19 protein-coding genes, 2 pseudogenes and 2 riboswitches are annotated in these 18,906 nt (G+C 32.2%); of the genes and pseudogenes, 2 read left to right on the forward strand and 19 right to left on the reverse strand.

Features of this window, described 5'->3' with window-relative positions:
* The 5 genes from FS935_RS18365 to FS935_RS18385 all read right to left on the reverse strand — a co-directional run bounded on the left by FS935_RS18365 (position 1) and on the right by FS935_RS18385 (position 6,399).
* Positions 1-1,065, reverse strand: coding sequence for a FecCD family ABC transporter permease (locus FS935_RS18365; RefSeq protein WP_240050955.1), 1,065 nt, complete (start codon positions 1,063-1,065; stop codon positions 1-3).
* Positions 1,028-1,972 (reverse strand): ABC transporter substrate-binding protein, encoded by a 945-nt coding sequence (locus tag FS935_RS18370; protein WP_146950166.1) that lies wholly within the window; start codon positions 1,970-1,972, stop codon positions 1,028-1,030. The genes FS935_RS18365 and FS935_RS18370 overlap by 38 nt, the downstream gene beginning before the upstream one ends.
* 250 nt (positions 1,973-2,222) lie before the next feature.
* A riboswitch (cobalamin riboswitch) is annotated at positions 2,223-2,410 on the reverse strand.
* A gap of 160 nt (positions 2,411-2,570) precedes the next feature.
* Positions 2,571-3,632, reverse strand: a complete 1,062-nt coding sequence (gene cobT, locus FS935_RS18375; RefSeq protein WP_146950105.1) for a nicotinate-nucleotide--dimethylbenzimidazole phosphoribosyltransferase — start codon at positions 3,630-3,632, stop codon at positions 2,571-2,573.
* Positions 3,633-3,652: 20 nt separating this feature from the next.
* Positions 3,653-4,195 (reverse strand): cob(I)yrinic acid a,c-diamide adenosyltransferase, encoded by a 543-nt coding sequence (locus tag FS935_RS18380; protein ID WP_146950106.1) that lies wholly within the window; start codon positions 4,193-4,195, stop codon positions 3,653-3,655.
* Between the two features lie 299 nt (positions 4,196-4,494).
* Positions 4,495-4,681: riboswitch (cobalamin riboswitch) on the reverse strand.
* A gap of 743 nt (positions 4,682-5,424) precedes the next feature.
* Positions 5,425-6,399 (reverse strand): aldo/keto reductase family protein, encoded by a 975-nt coding sequence (locus tag FS935_RS18385; RefSeq protein ID WP_146950107.1) that lies wholly within the window; start codon positions 6,397-6,399, stop codon positions 5,425-5,427.
* Positions 6,400-6,775: 376 nt separating this feature from the next.
* Here FS935_RS18385 and FS935_RS18390 point away from each other — a divergent pair, with 376 nt between their 5' ends.
* A complete protein-coding gene (locus FS935_RS18390; RefSeq protein ID WP_146950108.1) occupies positions 6,776-7,813 on the forward strand; it encodes a GGDEF domain-containing protein in 1,038 nt (345 codons plus the stop codon).
* A 574-nt stretch (positions 7,814-8,387) separates the two neighbouring features.
* Here the strand turns inward: FS935_RS18390 and FS935_RS23685 are convergent.
* The gene (locus FS935_RS23685; RefSeq protein ID WP_168714491.1) at positions 8,388-8,561 is read right to left on the reverse strand and encodes a hypothetical protein; all 174 of its coding nucleotides are present in this window, start codon (positions 8,559-8,561) and stop codon (positions 8,388-8,390) included.
* A 157-nt stretch (positions 8,562-8,718) separates the two neighbouring features.
* Positions 8,719-9,078: a hypothetical protein gene (locus tag FS935_RS18395; RefSeq protein WP_146950109.1), complete on the reverse strand. Its 360-nt coding sequence runs from the start codon at positions 9,076-9,078 to the stop codon at positions 8,719-8,721.
* Positions 9,079-9,310: 232 nt separating this feature from the next.
* On the opposite strand from FS935_RS18395, the gene FS935_RS18400 reads away from it, so the two are divergent.
* Positions 9,311-9,454 (forward strand): DUF4083 family protein, encoded by a 144-nt coding sequence (locus tag FS935_RS18400; protein WP_146950110.1) that lies wholly within the window; start codon positions 9,311-9,313, stop codon positions 9,452-9,454.
* A gap of 77 nt (positions 9,455-9,531) precedes the next feature.
* On the opposite strand, the gene FS935_RS18405 is transcribed toward FS935_RS18400, so the two are convergent.
* The 12 genes and pseudogenes from FS935_RS18405 to FS935_RS24495 form a co-directional block, all read right to left on the reverse strand.
* Complete coding sequence (locus tag FS935_RS18405) at positions 9,532-9,732, reverse strand: hypothetical protein (protein WP_146950111.1); 201 nt, start codon at positions 9,730-9,732, stop codon at positions 9,532-9,534.
* A 63-nt stretch (positions 9,733-9,795) separates the two neighbouring features.
* Positions 9,796-10,158, reverse strand: a complete 363-nt coding sequence (locus tag FS935_RS18410) for a VOC family protein (protein WP_146950112.1) — start codon at positions 10,156-10,158, stop codon at positions 9,796-9,798.
* A gap of 242 nt (positions 10,159-10,400) precedes the next feature.
* Positions 10,401-11,573, reverse strand: a complete 1,173-nt coding sequence (locus tag FS935_RS18415) for an endo-1,4-beta-xylanase (RefSeq protein ID WP_146950113.1) — start codon at positions 11,571-11,573, stop codon at positions 10,401-10,403.
* Positions 11,574-12,077: 504 nt separating this feature from the next.
* On the reverse strand, positions 12,078-12,683 hold the full coding sequence (locus FS935_RS18420; RefSeq protein WP_146950114.1) for a YdcF family protein: 606 nt from the start codon (positions 12,681-12,683) through the stop codon (positions 12,078-12,080).
* 104 nt (positions 12,684-12,787) lie between these two features.
* Positions 12,788-13,698: pseudogene (locus tag FS935_RS18425) on the reverse strand (class I SAM-dependent methyltransferase).
* A gap of 254 nt (positions 13,699-13,952) precedes the next feature.
* On the reverse strand, positions 13,953-15,536 hold the full coding sequence (gene mbcS, locus FS935_RS18430; RefSeq protein ID WP_146950115.1) for an acyl-CoA synthetase MbcS: 1,584 nt from the start codon (positions 15,534-15,536) through the stop codon (positions 13,953-13,955).
* 180 nt (positions 15,537-15,716) lie between these two features.
* Positions 15,717-15,938, reverse strand: a complete 222-nt coding sequence (locus FS935_RS18435; RefSeq protein ID WP_146950116.1) for a hypothetical protein — start codon at positions 15,936-15,938, stop codon at positions 15,717-15,719.
* An 89-nt stretch (positions 15,939-16,027) separates the two neighbouring features.
* Complete coding sequence (locus FS935_RS18440; RefSeq protein WP_146950117.1) at positions 16,028-16,729, reverse strand: methyltransferase domain-containing protein; 702 nt, start codon at positions 16,727-16,729, stop codon at positions 16,028-16,030.
* 74 nt (positions 16,730-16,803) lie between these two features.
* Positions 16,804-17,049 carry a DUF4181 domain-containing protein gene (locus FS935_RS24490; protein WP_146950118.1) on the reverse strand — a complete coding sequence of 82 codons (246 nt, stop codon included), beginning with the start codon at positions 17,047-17,049 and terminating at the stop codon, positions 16,804-16,806.
* 79 nt (positions 17,050-17,128) lie between these two features.
* Positions 17,129-17,611 (reverse strand): YjdJ family protein, encoded by a 483-nt coding sequence (locus FS935_RS18450; RefSeq protein WP_146950119.1) that lies wholly within the window; start codon positions 17,609-17,611, stop codon positions 17,129-17,131.
* 75 nt (positions 17,612-17,686) lie between these two features.
* Entirely contained in the window at positions 17,687-18,181 is a 495-nt protein-coding gene (locus tag FS935_RS18455; protein WP_146950120.1) for a GNAT family N-acetyltransferase, read from the reverse strand.
* Positions 18,182-18,238: 57 nt separating this feature from the next.
* Positions 18,239-18,844: pseudogene (locus FS935_RS24495) on the reverse strand (nucleotidyltransferase family protein).
* Between the last annotated feature and the right edge of the window lie 62 nt (positions 18,845-18,906).

An 18,906-nucleotide genomic window follows, 5' to 3' on the forward strand; every position in this document is an offset into this window, starting at 1 on the left:
CTACCCCCTTCCAAGTCGCTCCCTAATTAGCAATAATGCAAATACAGGAGCTCCAATTAAAGCTGTAATAACACCTATAGGTAACTCGCTAGGTGCGATAATTGTACGAGCAAACAAATCTGCAAGAACCAGGTAACCTCCTCCTAATAACAATGATAGAGGTAGAACTTGTTTATGATTTGGTCCGATTAATAATCTCGTAAAATGAGGAATAACTAATCCAACAAAGCCAATTGAACCAGAAACTGATACAGCAGCTCCTGTTAATAAAGATGCACCCACAATAATGAGTATTTTTCCTTTTCGAACATTCACACCTAAATGCTCTGCTGCTTCTTCTCCTAATGCAAAAGCATTGAGTTCGCGTGCACGGAAAAGTAAAAAACATGCACCTATAATAAAAAATGGTATTAGTAATTTTACATGGCTCCAGCCTCTCATCCCAATATTCCCCATCAACCAATACAAGATGGCACGTGCATCTTCTTGAGGACTTAACGCGATTATTAGTGAAACAACTGCACTTATAAAAGAACTCACTATAATGCCAGCTAATATAATCGTTTCAATGGAAAGTGTCTTGTTTGCTAAAGCGGTAACGCTAAATACAATAAACATTGCAATAAATCCTGAGATAATGGAGATGATTGGTAATGTATAAACTCCCAAAAAAGATATGGAAATTTGAAAATATAAAACTATTACAGCACCTAGAGCTGCACCAGATGATACACCAATAGTGAAAGGATCAGCGAGTGGATTTCGTAAAAGTCCTTGAAAAGCTGCACCTGCTAATGCTAACGCGGCACCAACAAAGAAAGCTAATAATACTCGTGGAAAGCGAATTTCCCAAATGATTCGTTCAGCAATTAGTGGAATGTTTTCACCAAATAGTTGTGTTTCTATTATTTTGCTTGATAAAATGTCGAGAATTACAGTTATTGGATAATGTACACTACTAATGAACAAACCTAGGAGAGCTGCCAAAATGACAAACACTCCTGTTAGTAAGTACATCCAAGCTAGTTTATTTTTCAAAAACATCTGGATATATGAGCTTCGCAAGAGTCTCAACTCCATCAATTAATCTTGGACCTGGTCTTGTGACGGTATCATTATTTACATCAAATACTTGCTCTTGTTTTATTGCTGGCACTTCATCCCAACCAGCACGGCTTAATACGCCTTCAGTTGGATTTTCAACATAGTAACCATAAGTAGTTATGATAACATCTGGATTTAATGTGACGATTTCTTCTTCTGTCATTTTCACCCAACCTGTTTGATCACCTGCTGTATTAATGGCATTAATGGACTCTAGCATTTCATGCATAAATGTGTTTTTACCTGTTGTAAAAATGTCAGGAGATGGTGACACTTCTACCCATACCTTTTTCTTTTCTGTTACTGCTTTTGCTTTTTCTCTTATTTCTTCAAGACTTTCTTTCATTTCTGTAACAACTTGTTCCGCTTCTTCTGATGCACCAGTTACCTTACCAATTAAAGCGATGGATTGGTATACTTGATCAAAGGATTCCGCACTATTAATCACAATGACGTCTGTTCCAGCTTCTTTAAATTGTGTTAACACATCTCGATTATTATCATGTTGATATTCTGTAACTAATGCAAGATCTGGCTGTAATGCTAATATTTTTTCAACATTTAATTGCTGACCACCGATTTTTTCAAGCTCAGCTGTTTCTTCAGGATAATTACTATACTCATCTACAGCAACTAGTTTTTCGCCTTGTCCAATTGCATATGTAATTTCTGTATTACTTGGGATTACTGAAACAATTGTTTTAGGTTCTGATTCGATCGTTACTTCCTCACCAGTACCATCTGTAACTGTAACAGGAAATGGAGCATCCACTTCTGTTGTGCTAGCATCCTCAGTATTTTCTGTTGTTGTTGAAGAATCTTTTTCTTGTTGAACAGAATCAGTTCCACAACCAATTGTGAACATCATCAGAAGTACAAAGATTAAGCTAAATAATGTCCACTTTTTTCTACTTGTTGTCAATGCAAACACTCCTTATCATTTTTAGCCAACAAAAAACGCCTATTCCATAGGAAAAGGCGATAAATGCAGAAAAATTGTGGTTTTTTTTAGGCCTTGTTAGATAAAAAGAATGCTCAAATTCCTTTAATTAACGTCATTGTTTTCAGAAGCCTCTAATTAAACACCGCATTATAAAGCCATTCTTTTCCTCGAAGAATACTTACTGTTACAATAGGCAGGTCTCCTGGCTTATGCGTCATAATAAAATCTTCCCCTTCCCATACAAAGCGTACAGTGGCTATTTAGAAGATCACTCAGCAATTACAGTGGCGGGACCGCGTTGGATTATAACCAAACTTCCCTATTATCCTAAAGCTTAAAGAAGTCTTTTCTTTGAAAAATGAATGCTACCGATCTTTCACCGAGTGATAAGATCAATAGTAGCAATCTATCAAAAAAAGCCTTTAATTAGGACCTATTGTCGAAATATTTGTTTTTTGTGACATTGACAATTATAAATGAAGTTATATAGTGTGTAAATAAAGAATAGTTATCATTTTCTAGTTTAACTTTTTTCTGATACACCCGCTGATTCGAAGGTTGCCATCTCATTCATCATATTCGATGCAGCTTGAATAAGTGGAAACGCAAGAGCCGCTCCAGTACCTTCGCCTAATCTTAAATCCAACTGTAATAATGGTTGTTTTTGTAGAAATGACAATGCATGACCATGACCTTTTTCCTGTGATTGATGCCCGGCAATCAAATAGCCACTTACTTTTTCATCCATGAGTACAGCTAATAGCGCAGATGCGGTACATATAAAACCATCAATAATAACAGGTACTTTTTGTTCAGCGGCTTTAAGTATTGCACCAGTCATACCAGCTATTTCTAAACCACCAACCTTTGATAAAATATCAAATGGGTCATTTGGGTTCGGTTTTCGGACTAAAAGTGCATTTGTTATAATTTCAATCTTTTTTTCTCTCATGTGTTCAGAAATACCAGTTCCATAACCAACAGCATCTTCTACTGAACATCCAGTAATTAGAGCGGTGATCGCACTTGCTGATGTTGTATTTCCAATACCCATTTCACCAACGATAATCGTTTTAGCTCCTTCATTAATAAGCATCATCGCTGTTTCTATGCCAACTTGTAATGCCTGATTAACCTCATTATTATTCATAGCATTTTCAAGGGCGAAATTATTTGTTCCGTTCATGACTTTCTTTTCTTCTAACTTATTATGTTTTAATTCTTCTGCAACACCAATATCTACAATTTTTAACACAGCCTGTATTTGCTTAGCAAACACATTAATTGCTGCTCCACCATTTAGAAAATTATAAACCATTTGTGCTGTTACATTCTTTGGATAAGCTGAAACACCCATTTCTGTAATACCATGATCTGCTGCAAACACAGCAATTCCAGGTGGTGATACTTCAGGTAAGGGGTCATTTGTTATTCCAGCTAGTTGAATCGCAAGGTCTTCTAGTTTCCCTAAACTTCCGAGTGGCTTTGTTAGTGAATTGATATGTGTTTTAGCAGTAGTCATCGACTCTGCATTTAGTTTTTCTATTCCTTTTATTGTGTCCACAATAGCTTTCGAAAAAATCATCAATGTAATCTCACTTTCTATTAATATTCAATACCCTTAACAGCAGGAATTCCTTCATCATAATAATGCTTCTCGACATTGACAACAGACACAAGATCTGCGAGTTCTATAATTTCATCCTTAGCATGTCTTCCGGTAATAATTAAATTAACATGGCTAGGTTTCGTGCGAATAAGTTCTTTCACTTCTTCAATTGGTAATACATCATCGATTGGAAACGAATCGATTGCCAAGGCATTATTTAATTCATCTAATACAACAACATCATATTGACCAGACATAACGGTATCTTTCGCAATTTTCCACGCTGATTTTAAAGCTGTTCGATGAATCTCAGGTGTTTTCGTCCATGTAAACCCTTCTCCAAGCTGAATCATTTCAACTCCTAGTTTTTCTAATGATATTTTCTCACCATATGTACGTTTATTTGATTTAATAAATTGTAAAACCTTTACTGAAAGTCCTTGACCCACAGCTCGAACTGTTAATCCAATTGATGCTGTAGTTTTACCTTTTCCTTCTCCTGTATAAACAAGAGTTAATCCTTTTTGTTTTTCGCTCATTTAGATCTCCTCATTTCTTTTTAAAACAAAGCTTTATTTTGAAAGTTTGTTGCTAATTGCCCTAATTACATACTGAAAATCGTTTTTTTATCGTATTTAAGTACAATCTTTAGAAGAAAAGATACCTCTAGACTGTATACGGTGCTGTAGCCATCAATTTACTAAAAGCACAATGTTTACGGAAACAGCCTACAAAAAAACGCCTAACCAAATGGAAAGACGGAAACTTAAAAGCATAAAAGTTTTTTGTTGAATATAAATAGACTCTTATTCTTCCAAATCTCCTTTCCGCGAAGGATCTTTGATCACCCAAATAGGCAGGTCTCCTGGCTTACACCTCAAGGCATAACACATCCTTCCCATAAAATAATTACAGTGGATTATTATTTGTTTGCTCAGTGTTTACAGTGGCGGGACCGCGTTGGATTTAAACCAACTTCCCTATTAATCTTAAAAAAATTAAGAACCTATTTGTGTATATTCGATTACATCACTAATGATATTATATGAGAGATAGAAAAACTTGTAAATGGCAACAAATTTACGAAAAGCTTATTTATGTCGCATTAGCTTTATTATTTTATAACCATCACTTGAGAATCCGCTATATGAACCAAAAAAAGCTGGATACTTAAATGGAATGATTATTATAACAAATTGAACGAGTGAGGCATTCATACACTAAGGCATGACCAAGTTCATGGACAAAGGTTGTAAAAGGGAGAATAATAGCGATAAACAATAAAAAAGTTAACAATGATTCTACAATTGTCCTTCATCCTCCTTTATACTTGAAGTAAAATTTCAGAAGAGTAGTTATTTATTACTGTGATTGCACTTAGTTGATTGATAGAGATGTTAGACTCTTATCTAGAGAAGTGCTATAGAGAGACTAATAAAAGGACGGTAATTAAAAGAGTCTATTTGAAAGGTTGTTTATTAAATGTCATTTGTTAATTATCGCAACTGTATAAAGAGAAATATGGAAATACTAACACTATAAATTCCTTAATTTGCATTAATTATCCTAATTTACAAAACGGTGCATTCCTATTTAAAGGTATGCACCGTTTTGTGTTTTAATATTGTTGCTTTTAATAAGAATTCAATAACGCAGAGAATTGTACCATTAAGTTTTGGTTATTTCTTCTAGATTGTTTCTGATTACACAACGCGAAGATGAACAATTTAGACGCTTATTCCTGTTAAGATTAAACCTAGTAAACTAATTATCTTAACGGTGCAAATCCTTTTATTTCTTCAAGAATTTCATCAATTTCTTGCAAAGTTTCTTTGCTAAGTTCAATATCAACAGCTTTTACATTTTCTTCAATCTGCTGTGGCCTGCTTGCTCCTATAATTGCTGAACTTATCCCTTCATGACTAAGAATCCATGCTAGTGATAATTGACTTAGTGATAAATCCAAATCAGTTGCAAGTGTGTTTAATTTTTCAACACACTGTAATACATCATTACGAAGATAGCTATTGATAACAAAATTAGTAGAATCATTTGCAGCACGACTATCACTAGGCTTCTCTGCATTCGGTTTATACTTCCCAGTTAGAACACCTTGTGCTAATGGAGAAAACACAACTTGTCCCATTCCATTTTCGTTAGATACTTGTAATACATCTTCTTCAATATATCTTTCTAGCATATTATATATAGGCTGGTTTGAAATAATTGGTCTTAAATGAAGATCTTTTCTTATTCCTACTGCTTTCTCTATTTGAGCAGCACTCCATTCACTTACTCCCGCATATAAAATCTTTCCTTGTCTAACCAAGTCATCCAAAGCATACAGTGTTTCTTCCATTGGCACTTCTGGATCAAAACGGTGACATTGATATAAATCAATATAATCTAATCCTAGTCGTTTTAAGCTAGCATCACATTGTTCGATAATATGTTTTCTTGACAAACCACGTTCATTCGGACCTTGACCCATTGGGAAAAATAGTTTTGTTGCAACAACATAACTACTTCTCTCATATCTTTGCAAAGCTTCGCCTAGGACGATCTCTGCTTTTCCTTCTTCATATGCATTTGCTGTATCAAAAAAGTTAATTCCCAACTCATATGCTCTATGTATACAATCATGTGCAGTATGATCATTTACTGCCTTACCATACGTTAACCAACTACCTAAACCAATTTCACTAACCTTTAGTCCACTATTACCTAATTTTCTATATTTCATATTTACCATTCTCCTTAAAGTTTTTTCATTCTTAAGTGAATTTCGCTTATAACGTCCGCTCCATTTAATAAGGAAAACTTGCCTTGGTTGAATGTAAAGAGAGAATAATGGAGTGGATTTATTCTGCAACACCTGTATTTGCCTTCATTGGCTAAAGAATATGCATATTATCTATTTTATTTCAAATAAATAATAACTCAAGCAAAAGATACTTTTTTTCTAGGAAAGGTAAAGAATGCTTATTTATTCCTTTAAAATGATTTCTTGCTGTCGCTGTCATTGTGATATAAACTGGGACTATATGATGATAAAATGTAGAAAATTGTCGTCTAATACTTCTGGATAATTGTTGAGTTTAAACGGAAGGAACATATTTATGAGAGTTAATATAGATTCATTGGCTAAGATAAAGAAAACAATTTACTTTTATTCAAGTATGTTCATATTAATATATCTATTTGGTTATTTATTTCTAATAGGAGATTCCAAAATAACGTATTTTATCTCAATTTTATTAATTATTTACTTCTTGGCTAGCTTGTTTTTACTAAAGAATTCTGTTTTTGTCCATTATCATGAATTAACCAATCTTGTCTTAACTAGTATTTATTTAATCGGAAAATTCTTCGAAAGTATGAGTGTAGACTTTGCAAAAATGGACAGTCAATCTCTTGGTGATTTTATTATTTGGATGCCGCTATATACTATTTATTTGTTTCTTGTATTAGGTAAAAGGTTTGGTTTAATTGTATCCTTCTTGATTTTAGTTCTTAATTTATTAATAGGTCTACCATATTTCACTGATTTATCAGGACAACAATTAGACTCTGTTATCCGTTATTATATAGCACACCTAATCTATATCTTAGTGATTTATTCTTTTCAATATATTGTTTCAATACATGCAGAATATCATGCACTTAAAAGAAATGCATATTATGATGATTTAACAGAAATTCCTAATCGTAGAAAGAGTTCGATCGTTTTTGATGAAATGATTGAAGTTGCAAATAAGAGGAATACATCATTTTCTGTTTTATTTTTTGATATTGACTACTTTAAAAAGATAAATGACAACTTTGGACATGATGTTGGAGATACTATATTACAAGAGTTCGCTTCACTTATCGAACAAAAGCTTTCTAAAAACGAGTTTTTAGGCAGATGGGGAGGAGAAGAATTTATTGCCTATACACCTCTAACAATACAAGAAGCGGTCAATCATGCCGATAATATTCGTATAGCTATTGAATTAAATCAATTTTCCGTTATCGGTGTTACTTCTAGTGTGGGCGTAGCTAGTTATTGTAAGGGAGATACGGTTGATTCACTACTTAAGCGTGCTGATTTAGCTTTATACGAAGCAAAGAAGATGGGTAGAAATTGTGTAATCAAAAATGAAGTTGTGCTGTAGTTATGAGTTTTTTCCATATCCCCTGAGTGAACTGTACAAACTGAGAGGGTATTGACTACCCTCTTTCCCTATTTATTTCAACCTCAAAAAAGATCTTAATAAAACTACACCACTGATGAATATACTAAGGGTGAAGAAATTAATGAAAAGAGTATTTGTATATTGATTTAGCCATGAGTAGCGATAAATTTTTGAGGTTTCTATTTCTGGTGTACCACCTAAACTGTCAATTAATTGAAGCACAAACGTATATTCTAAATAACAAAAAAGCAGCAGTAGGAAAAATGCTCCGAAAGATATAAACATCCATGTCTTTGTTGGTAATTGTAAATTGCCCAAGCAGATCCAAATACTGTATGCAAAAAGCAAGAAAATAATAAGTCCTGGAAACATAAACAAAAGTCCTAAATTACCGTTTCCAGAAATAACATTGTGATTAATTGTAAATAAATCTACTAAGTATATGAAAAGGATACATAGTATTAACAGGAAAACTGTGTTTCTTAACATACCTTTCAGGTTAAATCCTCCAATTTGTTTTGTTTTATTTAGAAATGGTAGGAGAAACAGTCGCTTAAATTCTCTTATTATTCTTATCTTTCAGGACTGAAACTATATTTGCATCATCTCCGTATTCTAAACGAATCGTTTTTCTTGCTTCAGCTGGTGTTCTTGCGGTGATTGCCTTCATTCTTGTTTCACCTTCAACTTCCAATTCAACATAAAAGCATTTGGATCCACATTTCATATTCATTCATCCTCTGTGTTACTCCCAGACAGAAAGGGATGTATTCTGTTGTTTCTAACGTCAATTTTTAAATATAAACCTAAATTAACCTGAAAATTAACGTGTATTTGCATTAACTGAAATAAATTAGGTATGTTTGATTTTGTTCAATTTTTGTTTAGTGTTTTGTTGGATGAGATAATAGATAAAAAATCATAAAAATACTAAAACTCAAAACTAAGACCATAGTAATCAAAAATAACTTTCTTCCGATTTTTCTTAGACCGTATACATTCACGGAAAAGAAATAGATAATCCCAGAAGAAAAAATAAAGGATAAATATTTCTTTATCTTTGTTATTTCCATCTTGTTTCGGGTCAACTCTAATTCTTCATTAATTGTTAAAGGAACAGTAAAAATTGATACTATTAATCCTAGAAAGATAAAGATACCATATAGGTTTAAAACGCTTTTTATACGGAATTTTTTCTTTGTAACGATGTTAATACTATGTGATGAATGTGGCTTTAGTTCCAAAATTACACCTCCATACGTCTACATACTATTACGAATAACAAGAGCGATAGTTTCGGACTATTAATTGTTTCACATAGGTAAGATTGAATTTATTATCATCTTCCTCTTGTATAGTTAATCTAGTGATAATTATTTTCTTATATTAGTGCTTGATGAGAAATATGATATAATTATCCAAAACATGTAAAAAGGGGCAATTATGAATACTGGTGATGTGATTTTTTAAATTATAATGTTTATTATTTTGATTGGTATTTTTGCTGTTGTATTTTTCCTTGTGCGTTTTCTTTTTACAAAGAAACCATCTAGAAACAGTAGCATTGAACAAAAGCTTGATAGAATTATAGAGTTATTAGAAAGAGATACTTCGAAGTAATTGAGCTAATATTTTAGGAAAGAAAACTGAAATGCATAGTATATGTAATTCTTCTTTTCTCTCCTAGTTATTTGATATTATTTATCAACATCTTCATATTGTATTTCAGTTCTTGATTCTATACTAAGAGGATCAGGTTTATTAGATCCTAAGACTCCATTATTAATGTCATCAATTGGTGTATACTTATTATTTTGTGTATACGTTTTTTTTCTAATCATTCTAATAAAGCTAAAAATAATAACTCCTAAAATGATAACAAGTAAAATATACTGCATATTCCCCCCCCCCCTTCTCGTACTCTTTTTAAATTTTTATGCTTTTCTAAAATTACCTTTATTTTATATTTGTATAATACTTATCATATTTCCATTTAGATCAGTCATATCAAAACGTTTAGGATCACCTTTTCTTAATTCTGAAACAATAACTCCTTTTTCAACTAGCTTTTCTCGTGTTTTTTCAATGTCTGTTACAACATAATTAAAAGGTGTATATGTATTAATTGGTTCAAAGTCTGGTATCTGGACTAGGTGAAACCCACAATTAGGGGCTATAGAAAGACCGCACATTCTATCATTTTTCCAACGTAAATCAAAACCGAATATTTTCTGATACCAATTCATTGACTCCTCTAGATTTCTGACAGGCAGGAAAACAGCATCAATACGATCAATAAATTTTTCGTTTTTTTGGCATTTCATAGAATAGTACACCTCCTAAATTCCCTTTTTTTACTAGTCAAATAATAGTTCTACATTTGTTAATAATCCCCTTTAATTATTAAGATTTTATCTATTATTTTTTAAAATTGCATAAATAAAGCTTACTTAAAAATCAAACTAAGAAAAGCCAACAAGGATAACTTGTTGGCTAGATGTAGAATAAATATATCATTTTCAATTTTTGCATTATAGCCTAGATTTCCTACACCCTTATTAAGTAGTTATTTATGATCAATTATTGCCCAATATGCAGGTTTTACTTTATAGTCGGGATCAAATAAAAATGGTGCATCTTTTCCAACTCCATCATTGTATTCCTCTGCACGATCGTCTAACCATGTATGGTTATCCGTAATTCCCCAGAATGTAACGTTGCTAATTTTATCATCTAATTTTTCGTATAATTTGAACAACGCATCATAGCGATCTGCTTGATTTTCAAAAACCTCTCCTGGAATCTCGTCATAAGACTTATATGCAGGTCTTGGTGGCCAGCCATAAAGGCTTACATCAAGCTCAGTAATTTGGTTATCTAAACCAAGACTTGCAAATAGATTAATAGAATCTTCAGTTTGTTGTAGAGTTGGCCAGCCAATTTGGATATGTGATTGGTGACCAACACCATCAATTGGAACACCTTGATCTAATAATTCTTTCACTAAGTTATATAGATTATCTCTTTTGGATTCTACTTCTGTATTGTAATCATTGATATAAAGCTTAACATTTTCTCCACCATATTTTTTTGCCGTTTCAAAAGCTACTTTAATATAGTCAGTGCCTGTCAGTTTGAACCATTCAGACTCACGTAATCCTTTCCCATTTGGGGGATTTCCGTCATCAATTACTTCATTAACAACATCCCATGATTTTACATCATCTTTATAACGTTCTACGATTGTTTTCACATGAGTTTCAATGCGGTCTAACAATAGCTGTTTATTTGCTTCACGTTTTAATGGATCTGTTTCATTAACCATAGGGTTACCTAGTTTATCTTGGAAAAACCATTGTGGTATTTGACTATGCCAAATTAGCGCATGAAAGCGAATTTCCATATTATTTTCTTTAGCAAAATTGACAATTTTATCAGCTTCCTCAAAATTGAATACGCCTTCTTCTGGTTGAATATTAACTGGCTTCATCACATTCTCGGCAACAATACTATTATAATGACGCTTTAACATTTGTGCGTCTTTTCCTTCTAATTGATGAGGCTCTACTGCAGCACCAATTGAGAAAGACTTCTTATATCTTTGATCTAATTGTGGTGCTGTTAATGCACTGATATTTTGTTTATTTGTATTTGCTGCAGATGCGGTGTTCATTCCTACAGGTAAAATTAAGGCTAAAGCTAATCCAGAAATAATTGGTTTTCGTAAAACATTAAACATGTTCTAATCTCCTTTTTATTTATAAATTTTTGAGACACTCTAAAAACTCATATCTGAAAAAACTCTACTTACCTCCTTTTACTATATTTTCTTTTCTAGTCAGGTCATCAAAGTAAGGGCTTACATTTTGTTTATGTAGTTGAATTCCTAACTGATATTGATTATAACAACACACACTTAGTTTATCTATACAACAAACTAAGTTTTTGGTAAAAATAATTAAAACAGTTAAATAGTAACAAATATTAATAGTTTTATTGTACTAAAAAATGACGAATATTAACGAAATTTTCAAATGAAACTGAGTGTTTTGAACTATATTGATTTTTTGGAAAAAGTTACTGTTGAACTCGTTGTTGATTTTCCTAAAGGTCTTAGTTCTTAGCTTTACTGGGAAAAAACAACTTAGGTTTTGGAGCCTCTTCTGCCTGTGTGGTCTCTCTTTGAAGTGTTTCTACAAATTGATCAGGTCAATTTATGGACAATAGTATGGTTATTTGTGCTTTATCTAAATGGTGAACTAATAATATATACTTCATATAAAAACAGTTCTCTTAAGAAAAAAGGGACTTTGCTTTTATAAGATTTATATACTGAACTAGGCGTTGGAGACGAGTATACCTCCTCCATCCCACTTTCTTTAGCTAATAAAATAGCTCGTTTCATATGTAGTGGATCACTTACAATTGTGAAGGTTTTCAGATTTTGTTCCGAAGCAATTTTATAAGCATATTTTAGATTTTCTTCCGTTACTCTAGATTCTTTTTCTAGCAATATATCTTCTTGTTTCACATTATTTTTTATTGCGTAATTTCTTGCGACTTCTGATTCTGTAGGATCACTACTATCTACACTTCCACCAGTAAAGATTAGTTTCTCTACATATCCATTTTCATAAAGCCAAATTGAGTGGTTTATTCTTTCTTTAAAGACAGGTGACGGCTCGTTATTCCATACAGCAGCACCGAGAACAATCGCTGCATCTGTTGTTACTAATTGATTTTCTTTGCTAAACGACCATATACTATAAGCTGAATAAAAAGTAAATGTGATTAATAATAATAGAAACAAACAGATGTAAATACGAACGTGCTTTTTTGTCATTTTCATTCAACCTTTACAAACAAATTTTATTAATAATACTTTTAAAAGGATAGTCAAACCTGACTATCCTTATTTTCTCATAACCACAAACACTAGAGATATGAAAGCTATTATTTTTTCACAGCATGAATATAATGAATCGTTTCAAATGCTGACAAATAATCCTCCCTATTGGTAAAGAAGAGATGATTGATGTTATCAGGTGTTAGATGTTCATAAATAAGCAAACCTGCATTTTCTAACATTTGCTCCAATTCATTATAACTGAAACAAGATTTCATGGGTTCACCACTTAAAGCCGCCATTTTCACCATATTTTTCGACTCTATTTGATAACCCTTTTCGTTCAAATAGATTTTCATCCGCATATTCAAAAACAATTGAGCTTCCCGAAGGTAGTTGTTCAAATAGTTTCATGAAAAGGTTTGTATTTTCTTCTTTTGTTAAATAATATGAAACACCTAAAAAGCTAAAAAACGTTTTTTTATTTTTGAATCCATGATCTAGTAAACTCTGTTTCCTAAACTTCTTAGTGACATCCATTGAAATGAAGGTTATTCGGAATAACAAAATTTGCTTGAGTTAGCCTTTTCTTTTTAAATTCTTGAGTAGTAGGATAGTCAACTTCATATATTTCTAAATGATTCTTCAACTCTGGATGTCGAAAACAAAAAGTATCTAATCCAGCTCCAAGAATTACATATTGATTTACACCTAGTTTTATTTCATTTGATAATACTTGTTCACAATATGCAGCACGTGCTAATGGCGTTGGAGAAAGCTGAACCTGAGTAATCCATTTTAGAATTTTTTCTGGTTTATTATGAATTGCTTCTGCAATTTCACTGTTGAAAAACTGTATTCCTTGAATCATATTTTTACTAATGTCTGAGACTTCTTTTTTGGAGATTAATTTCTTTGCAACAAAATCATCATAAATGATTGGAAAGTCATGTTGACTGTGATAAGCCCGACTGAAAGCTGATATTAAAGAAGTAATACTTGACTCATTTTGTTTCATTATATGATCTTCCGAATATACAAAATAAGATTCCCCTGGCCAGGAGAATCTTATTATACACACGAATGTAATTATTGTAAATTATAGCATAAATAGATTTTTTTGTAAATTTTACTGCTTTAATATTTAGAGTATATTACCATAAATAGTTATAGAAATCTCAAATTAATCAGCTTTTATCTTTATTTACTCTTTGTTGGAGGTATAAAAAAACTGCACCCAGATTGTCAGTGCAAATGGATGCAGTTCTATTATTAAATACTATTAGCTGTTTCATTATTTCTTAATTCAACACGTCTGATTTTGCCGGAATCAGTTTTTGGTAAGCTTTTCACAAACTCAATTATTCTTGGATATTTATAGGGTGCTGTTATTTGTTTAACAAAAGCTTGTAGCTCTTTTACAAGATTATCTGACCCATCAAATCCTTTTTGTAAAACAATGAAAGCTTTTACGATATTTCCTCTCACATCATCTGGACTTGCTACCGCAGCACACTCTACTACTGCAGGATGTTTCATTAAGGCATCCTCGATTTCAAAGGGGCCAATTGTATAGCCAGAGCTTATGATCACGTCATCACTTCTACCTTGGAACCAGTAAAAGCCATCTTCATCTTTACTAGCACGATCACCTGTGAAAAAATAATCACTTTTGTATGAACGATTTGTTTTTTCTGGTGCTTTATAATACATGTTGAAAAGAGCTGGTAATTCTTTTCTTATTGCTATATTACCTATTTCTCCTGTTTTAACAGGAACACCGTCCTCATCGACAATTGCTACAGTACCTTCTATAATTGGTTTACCCATTGATCCTATTTTATGTTCAGCACCTTGTAAAGTACCAATTAGAAGTGTACTTTCCGTTTGTCCATACCCATCTCTAATTTGTATATTAAACGTATGTTTAAACACATCAATAACTTCCCTATTCAGTGCTTCTCCAGCTGAAACTGCACTTCTTAAACTTGAAAGATCATATTTATGTAAACCTTCTGTTTTTACCATCATTCGATATTCAGTTGGTGTGCAGCATAAAACATTTATTTTTTGTTCTTGTATAAGCTCTAAGTATTTTTCAGAAGAAAATTTACCTTGATAAACAAACCCTGTAGCTCCAGAACCTAAAATCGATAGAAATGGTGTCCAAACCCATTTTTGCCAGCCTGGTGCTGCTGTTGCCCAAACAGTATCAGTTTTTTCTATATTAAGCCACTGTTTAGCTGCGATTCGGATATGAGCATAACCCCAGCTATGTGTGTGTGCAACTCCTTTTGGATTTCCTGTTGTACCAGAAGTATAAGCAAGAAAAGCAAGATCATCACTTTTTGTTGTGTTATTGTTAAAATCTTCTTGAGCTGTTTGCATTAACTGATAAAGATTTTCCCATCCTTCTTTTTCATTTCCAAATACGATTTTATGTTGTAGATATGGAGTGTCTTCTTCGATGGCTTCAATTTCTTTTGTAAATTCTGAATACGAGATAACAGCTTTTGCTTCAGAATGATTTAAACGAAATGCGATATCCTTAGCTCGTAATAATTCGGATGAAGGAATGATCACTAAGCCTGCTTTTAAACAAGCCATATAGATCATATAAGACTCTATTAATCTAGTTGTCACAATAAGAACAGGATCTCCCTTTTGTAATCCAAGGCTATATAAACCATTTGCAAGTTTATTAGATTTTTTTATTAGCTCATTATACGAAAGAGTATTAGTTACCCCAGCTTCATTTTGATGAATTAGTGCTAGTTTCTCAGAAGCATGCTTCTCAATTTCATGTGTAATATTATAGTTTTTTGGTGCAATTAAATTGTTCTTAACTTCAAACATTTGCTTAACCTCAATTCTTTAAGTTGTCTGAATTTCTAGTTTATATATACCTGGATATTATACCAGATCCTAATTATAGTATATTTTAACAACTTATTAAATTAAGATGCTTGTTCATAAATTTACTTCTGTAATTACATATCTTTTTCCCATTATCTTCGTTTCTTAATAAACCTGCGATTAATATGGTCTAATTAAGATACCAACTGTACCTAAAATACAGCTAATACCTATCATTGATATGGCAATTTTGATTTTATTGCTATTTTCATCTACCCAGTCTTGTGATAGTTTTTTTCGGATTTTGATTATTTTAAATCCACTACATAATTGAAAAATTTGAAATAAAGCAAGTACAGTGGTCACTAACGAAAGTCCAGTTAAAATCACATACCATTTCACTAGCTTTGACCTCCTAAATACAAATGTTTTATGGCATTATTTTTATAAAGTAAATAAGTCAGATCAATAGGTTGATCTGACGTTTGATATTATTTTTTTATCTGTAAATAATGGTTTGCGTTGGGTAGAAAGCTGAAATGTGTTGGAATAAGATCAAATTCTACCTCATTCTTTTCTATTTCTAGTTTCAATTCATCTAGATACGGATAAAGTTCATTTTTAAAGCCAACTATCGGATAAATTCTTATTTCACCACCATATTCAAGAACTCTTATCATTTCATTTAATGCGTTGACATGAAATGTAAAATCAAATTGGTCTTGATATAAAAATAGAAAGTGATTACAAAGTATTAAAGAAAAACTATCATCTGCAAAAGGAAGATGTGGCAAAGAACCCGATATATAGGATTCTCCCTTTTCATGCGTGTAACTTTCAATAAATTTCTGAAAAGATTTTTGTCTTATCTCAATATGTTGATCTAGACTTGTATAATAATCCCATAAAAAGGAATCCTGTACATTCGCTAGTTTATCACTTGAAAGTTGAATTTCTCTTTTACCAAGCTTCTCCATCTCGTAAGCTGATAACTGATAAAGTGGATCAATCGCTATTCCGACATTTCCATTGTTATTAACGTCTGTAATAAATGAAGAAGCTCCTGATGCAACATCAAGAATACTTCCCTTTTTTAATATTCGCTCGTCAAGCATAAACATATCTTTATATTCCTGATAAGAACGGCACGTCATTGCAACACCTATTTGCTCATAGTACTTATTTTCACTCATTCTAAGCTCTCCTTTTCTAGCTAAACTAGTCTCATCTCTACTAAAAACTTACAATTTCATTATAGTTGAATATCCTAAATATATACAGATTTATTTTGTATTACATTCTTTATATTAAAGTAAATAGTAAACAAAAATAGTGACAAAAGCAGCTGAGCCGACCTGAACCAACTAAGGATATATTCTTTATGTTTGCGATCATATCTCCACTCTTGCAAACCTCGATTAAACGAAAGAGCAATAAGATATAACCAAGTTAAACGAAATGAGTTGTTTACTATACCAATAAATAAGTCTACTAGGATATAAAATATTCCCAATTATAATCAAGTTCCGATAGGCGGAATGAAAATATGTCTGTTAGATAAATATTGTAATGGAAGAAAACGAGCTAAGAATTTAGTTAAACCTTTTATTTCGCACCCTATATAATTGGAAATAATAAACAACCCCAAAACACAAACATACAGATCCAGTAACAATTAAAGAAACCTTAAAAATAGATCCTCCTACTGTTGGTGAATGAGAAATTAAGTTACCTAGAAAAGCAATGAAAACTCCAAGAGCAGTTAAAAATAGAGCAAATTTCTTAGGTTTTGTTTTATATGAAGAATAACCTAATAATAAAATCATATAGATAATAGCCACCATCATAAGCATTGGGTATAAAGGTTTAAATTTTATCGCATAAATAAAGAAATCTAATTGTGAAATATCACTTTTATTTAAAATTTCAGCATTTACCATCTGTGAGAAAATAGCTGTATACTTCCATTCCCATGGATGATCTAATAGTTCACTACCTTCATACCAAGAAGCAATTGAAAAAAATAAAAGTAACATAATAACCGATGCTAGATGAGTAATGAATTTAACAGACAATATAGTCACCTCAATCTAAAGATACATAGTTTTTAAATATAGAATACCCATCCAAAATATGTAATTAAATTATACCTAATAATGCCAATAAATTTTCTTTTCATCTTTTTTTGTAGCTTGAAAACCAATTTTCTCTAGTACTCGTTTTGATGCTATATTATCAGTATCACAAGTTGCTTTCACACATTTTACATTTCTTTGTGATAATCCCCATTTAACCATTGCTTTCCCCATTTCTGTTGCAAAGCCTTTTCCTTGATAACTTGGGACTATACTATAGCCCAAGTCAATTTCGCCAGCTTCATTTGGACCTCCTTTTAAACCCATATCCCCCATAATGACATTTGTAGCTTTATGAATGATACATCCCTCCCATTCATTTTCTAGGGGAAACTTAGTAAATCTTTCAATCTTATATGTGAAAAATTGTTTATACACATCTAGTGGGTATTCAGCTGCTACACTGTATGGAATAGTAGCTTCAAGATCTTCTTTACTTTTTAATAGAGCCTTCATCATCTCTGCGGTGAAGGTGATCATTAATAAGCGTTCTGTTTCTATTTGTGGCAAGAGAATTACCTCCTAATTTTAAATTAGTTTAGCGTCTCCAATAGTTAAAAAATCTTTCTATTTTATAAGACTATCAATATGGTATACCTTTAAATGATTCCAGGTATATTGCCAGTTCTTTGTTGCAATCCTTTTTTTATATTTCCATTCTTTCTGTTGATTTTATAAAGAAAGGGGTCGGTTTGACGGCTAAATTGACCACATCGGTTAGACCACAAGGGTATGTTAATTTAACATTGTTCGTATGATCTAATTTCACGCCTAATGTTGTTGCTGTTTCTGGAATTTTGCTATTGCGTCAACAGAAGAGAAATAAGGTGGAAAGTTATTTTGGAAGTGCATTCTTGCTTGGTTTTTTACTGACCATGGTATACATGGTATTATGGTTTTAAGTCTCTTCTCTAATTCTTTCTCCTCTACTTCATCAATCCTAGAAGGGTTAAAATAAATCAGATCAACATCAGGAAGTTGTTTTCTTACACTGAAGTTATGCAACGTATCCCAGATTTTCGAACGAATAAATCCTGCACATATCCACCAATCTTGGAGCTCTAATGACTTTGCAGCTCTCAATGCTCCCATCATCCATTCATCTTTTTTAATAACTGAGATAATATCTTCTTCATTCATCAATAGAGCTCTCTTTCTATTTAGATGGGCCATCTCCCTAACTTTTTTATATGAACATGTATCAGAACATTGTAGGTAGGTTATATATTCTCTCA

The sequence above is a fragment of the Metabacillus litoralis genome, assembly GCF_007994985.1.
GTDB classification, from domain to species: Bacteria; Bacillota; Bacilli; order Bacillales; family Bacillaceae; genus Metabacillus; species Metabacillus litoralis.

What these genes read in the sequence shown, in the direction of transcription:
- FS935_RS18370 (WP_146950166.1), bottom strand. Translation starts at nt 1,972, where the DNA reads ATGATGTTCACAATTGGTTGTGGAACTGATTCTGTTCAACAAGAAAAA.
- cobT (WP_146950105.1), bottom strand. Translation starts at nt 3,632, where the DNA reads ATGATTTTTTCGAAAGCTATTGTGGACACAATAAAAGGAATAGAAAAA.
- FS935_RS18380 (WP_146950106.1), bottom strand. Translation starts at nt 4,195, where the DNA reads ATGAGCGAAAAACAAAAAGGATTAACTCTTGTTTATACAGGAGAAGGA.
- FS935_RS18385 (WP_146950107.1), bottom strand. Translation starts at nt 6,399, where the DNA reads ATGAAATATAGAAAATTAGGTAATAGTGGACTAAAGGTTAGTGAAATT.
- FS935_RS18390 (WP_146950108.1), top strand. Translation starts at nt 6,776, where the DNA reads ATGAGAGTTAATATAGATTCATTGGCTAAGATAAAGAAAACAATTTAC.
- FS935_RS23685 (WP_168714491.1), bottom strand. Translation starts at nt 8,561, where the DNA reads ATGAAATGTGGATCCAAATGCTTTTATGTTGAATTGGAAGTTGAAGGT.
- FS935_RS18400 (WP_146950110.1), top strand. Translation starts at nt 9,311, where the DNA reads ATGTTTATTATTTTGATTGGTATTTTTGCTGTTGTATTTTTCCTTGTG.
- FS935_RS18405 (WP_146950111.1), bottom strand. Translation starts at nt 9,732, where the DNA reads ATGCAGTATATTTTACTTGTTATCATTTTAGGAGTTATTATTTTTAGC.
- FS935_RS18410 (WP_146950112.1), bottom strand. Translation starts at nt 10,158, where the DNA reads ATGAAATGCCAAAAAAACGAAAAATTTATTGATCGTATTGATGCTGTT.
- FS935_RS18415 (WP_146950113.1), bottom strand. Translation starts at nt 11,573, where the DNA reads ATGTTTAATGTTTTACGAAAACCAATTATTTCTGGATTAGCTTTAGCC.
- FS935_RS18420 (WP_146950114.1), bottom strand. Translation starts at nt 12,683, where the DNA reads ATGAAAATGACAAAAAAGCACGTTCGTATTTACATCTGTTTGTTTCTA.
- mbcS (WP_146950115.1), bottom strand. Translation starts at nt 15,536, where the DNA reads ATGTTTGAAGTTAAGAACAATTTAATTGCACCAAAAAACTATAATATT.
- FS935_RS18440 (WP_146950117.1), bottom strand. Translation starts at nt 16,729, where the DNA reads ATGAGTGAAAATAAGTACTATGAGCAAATAGGTGTTGCAATGACGTGC.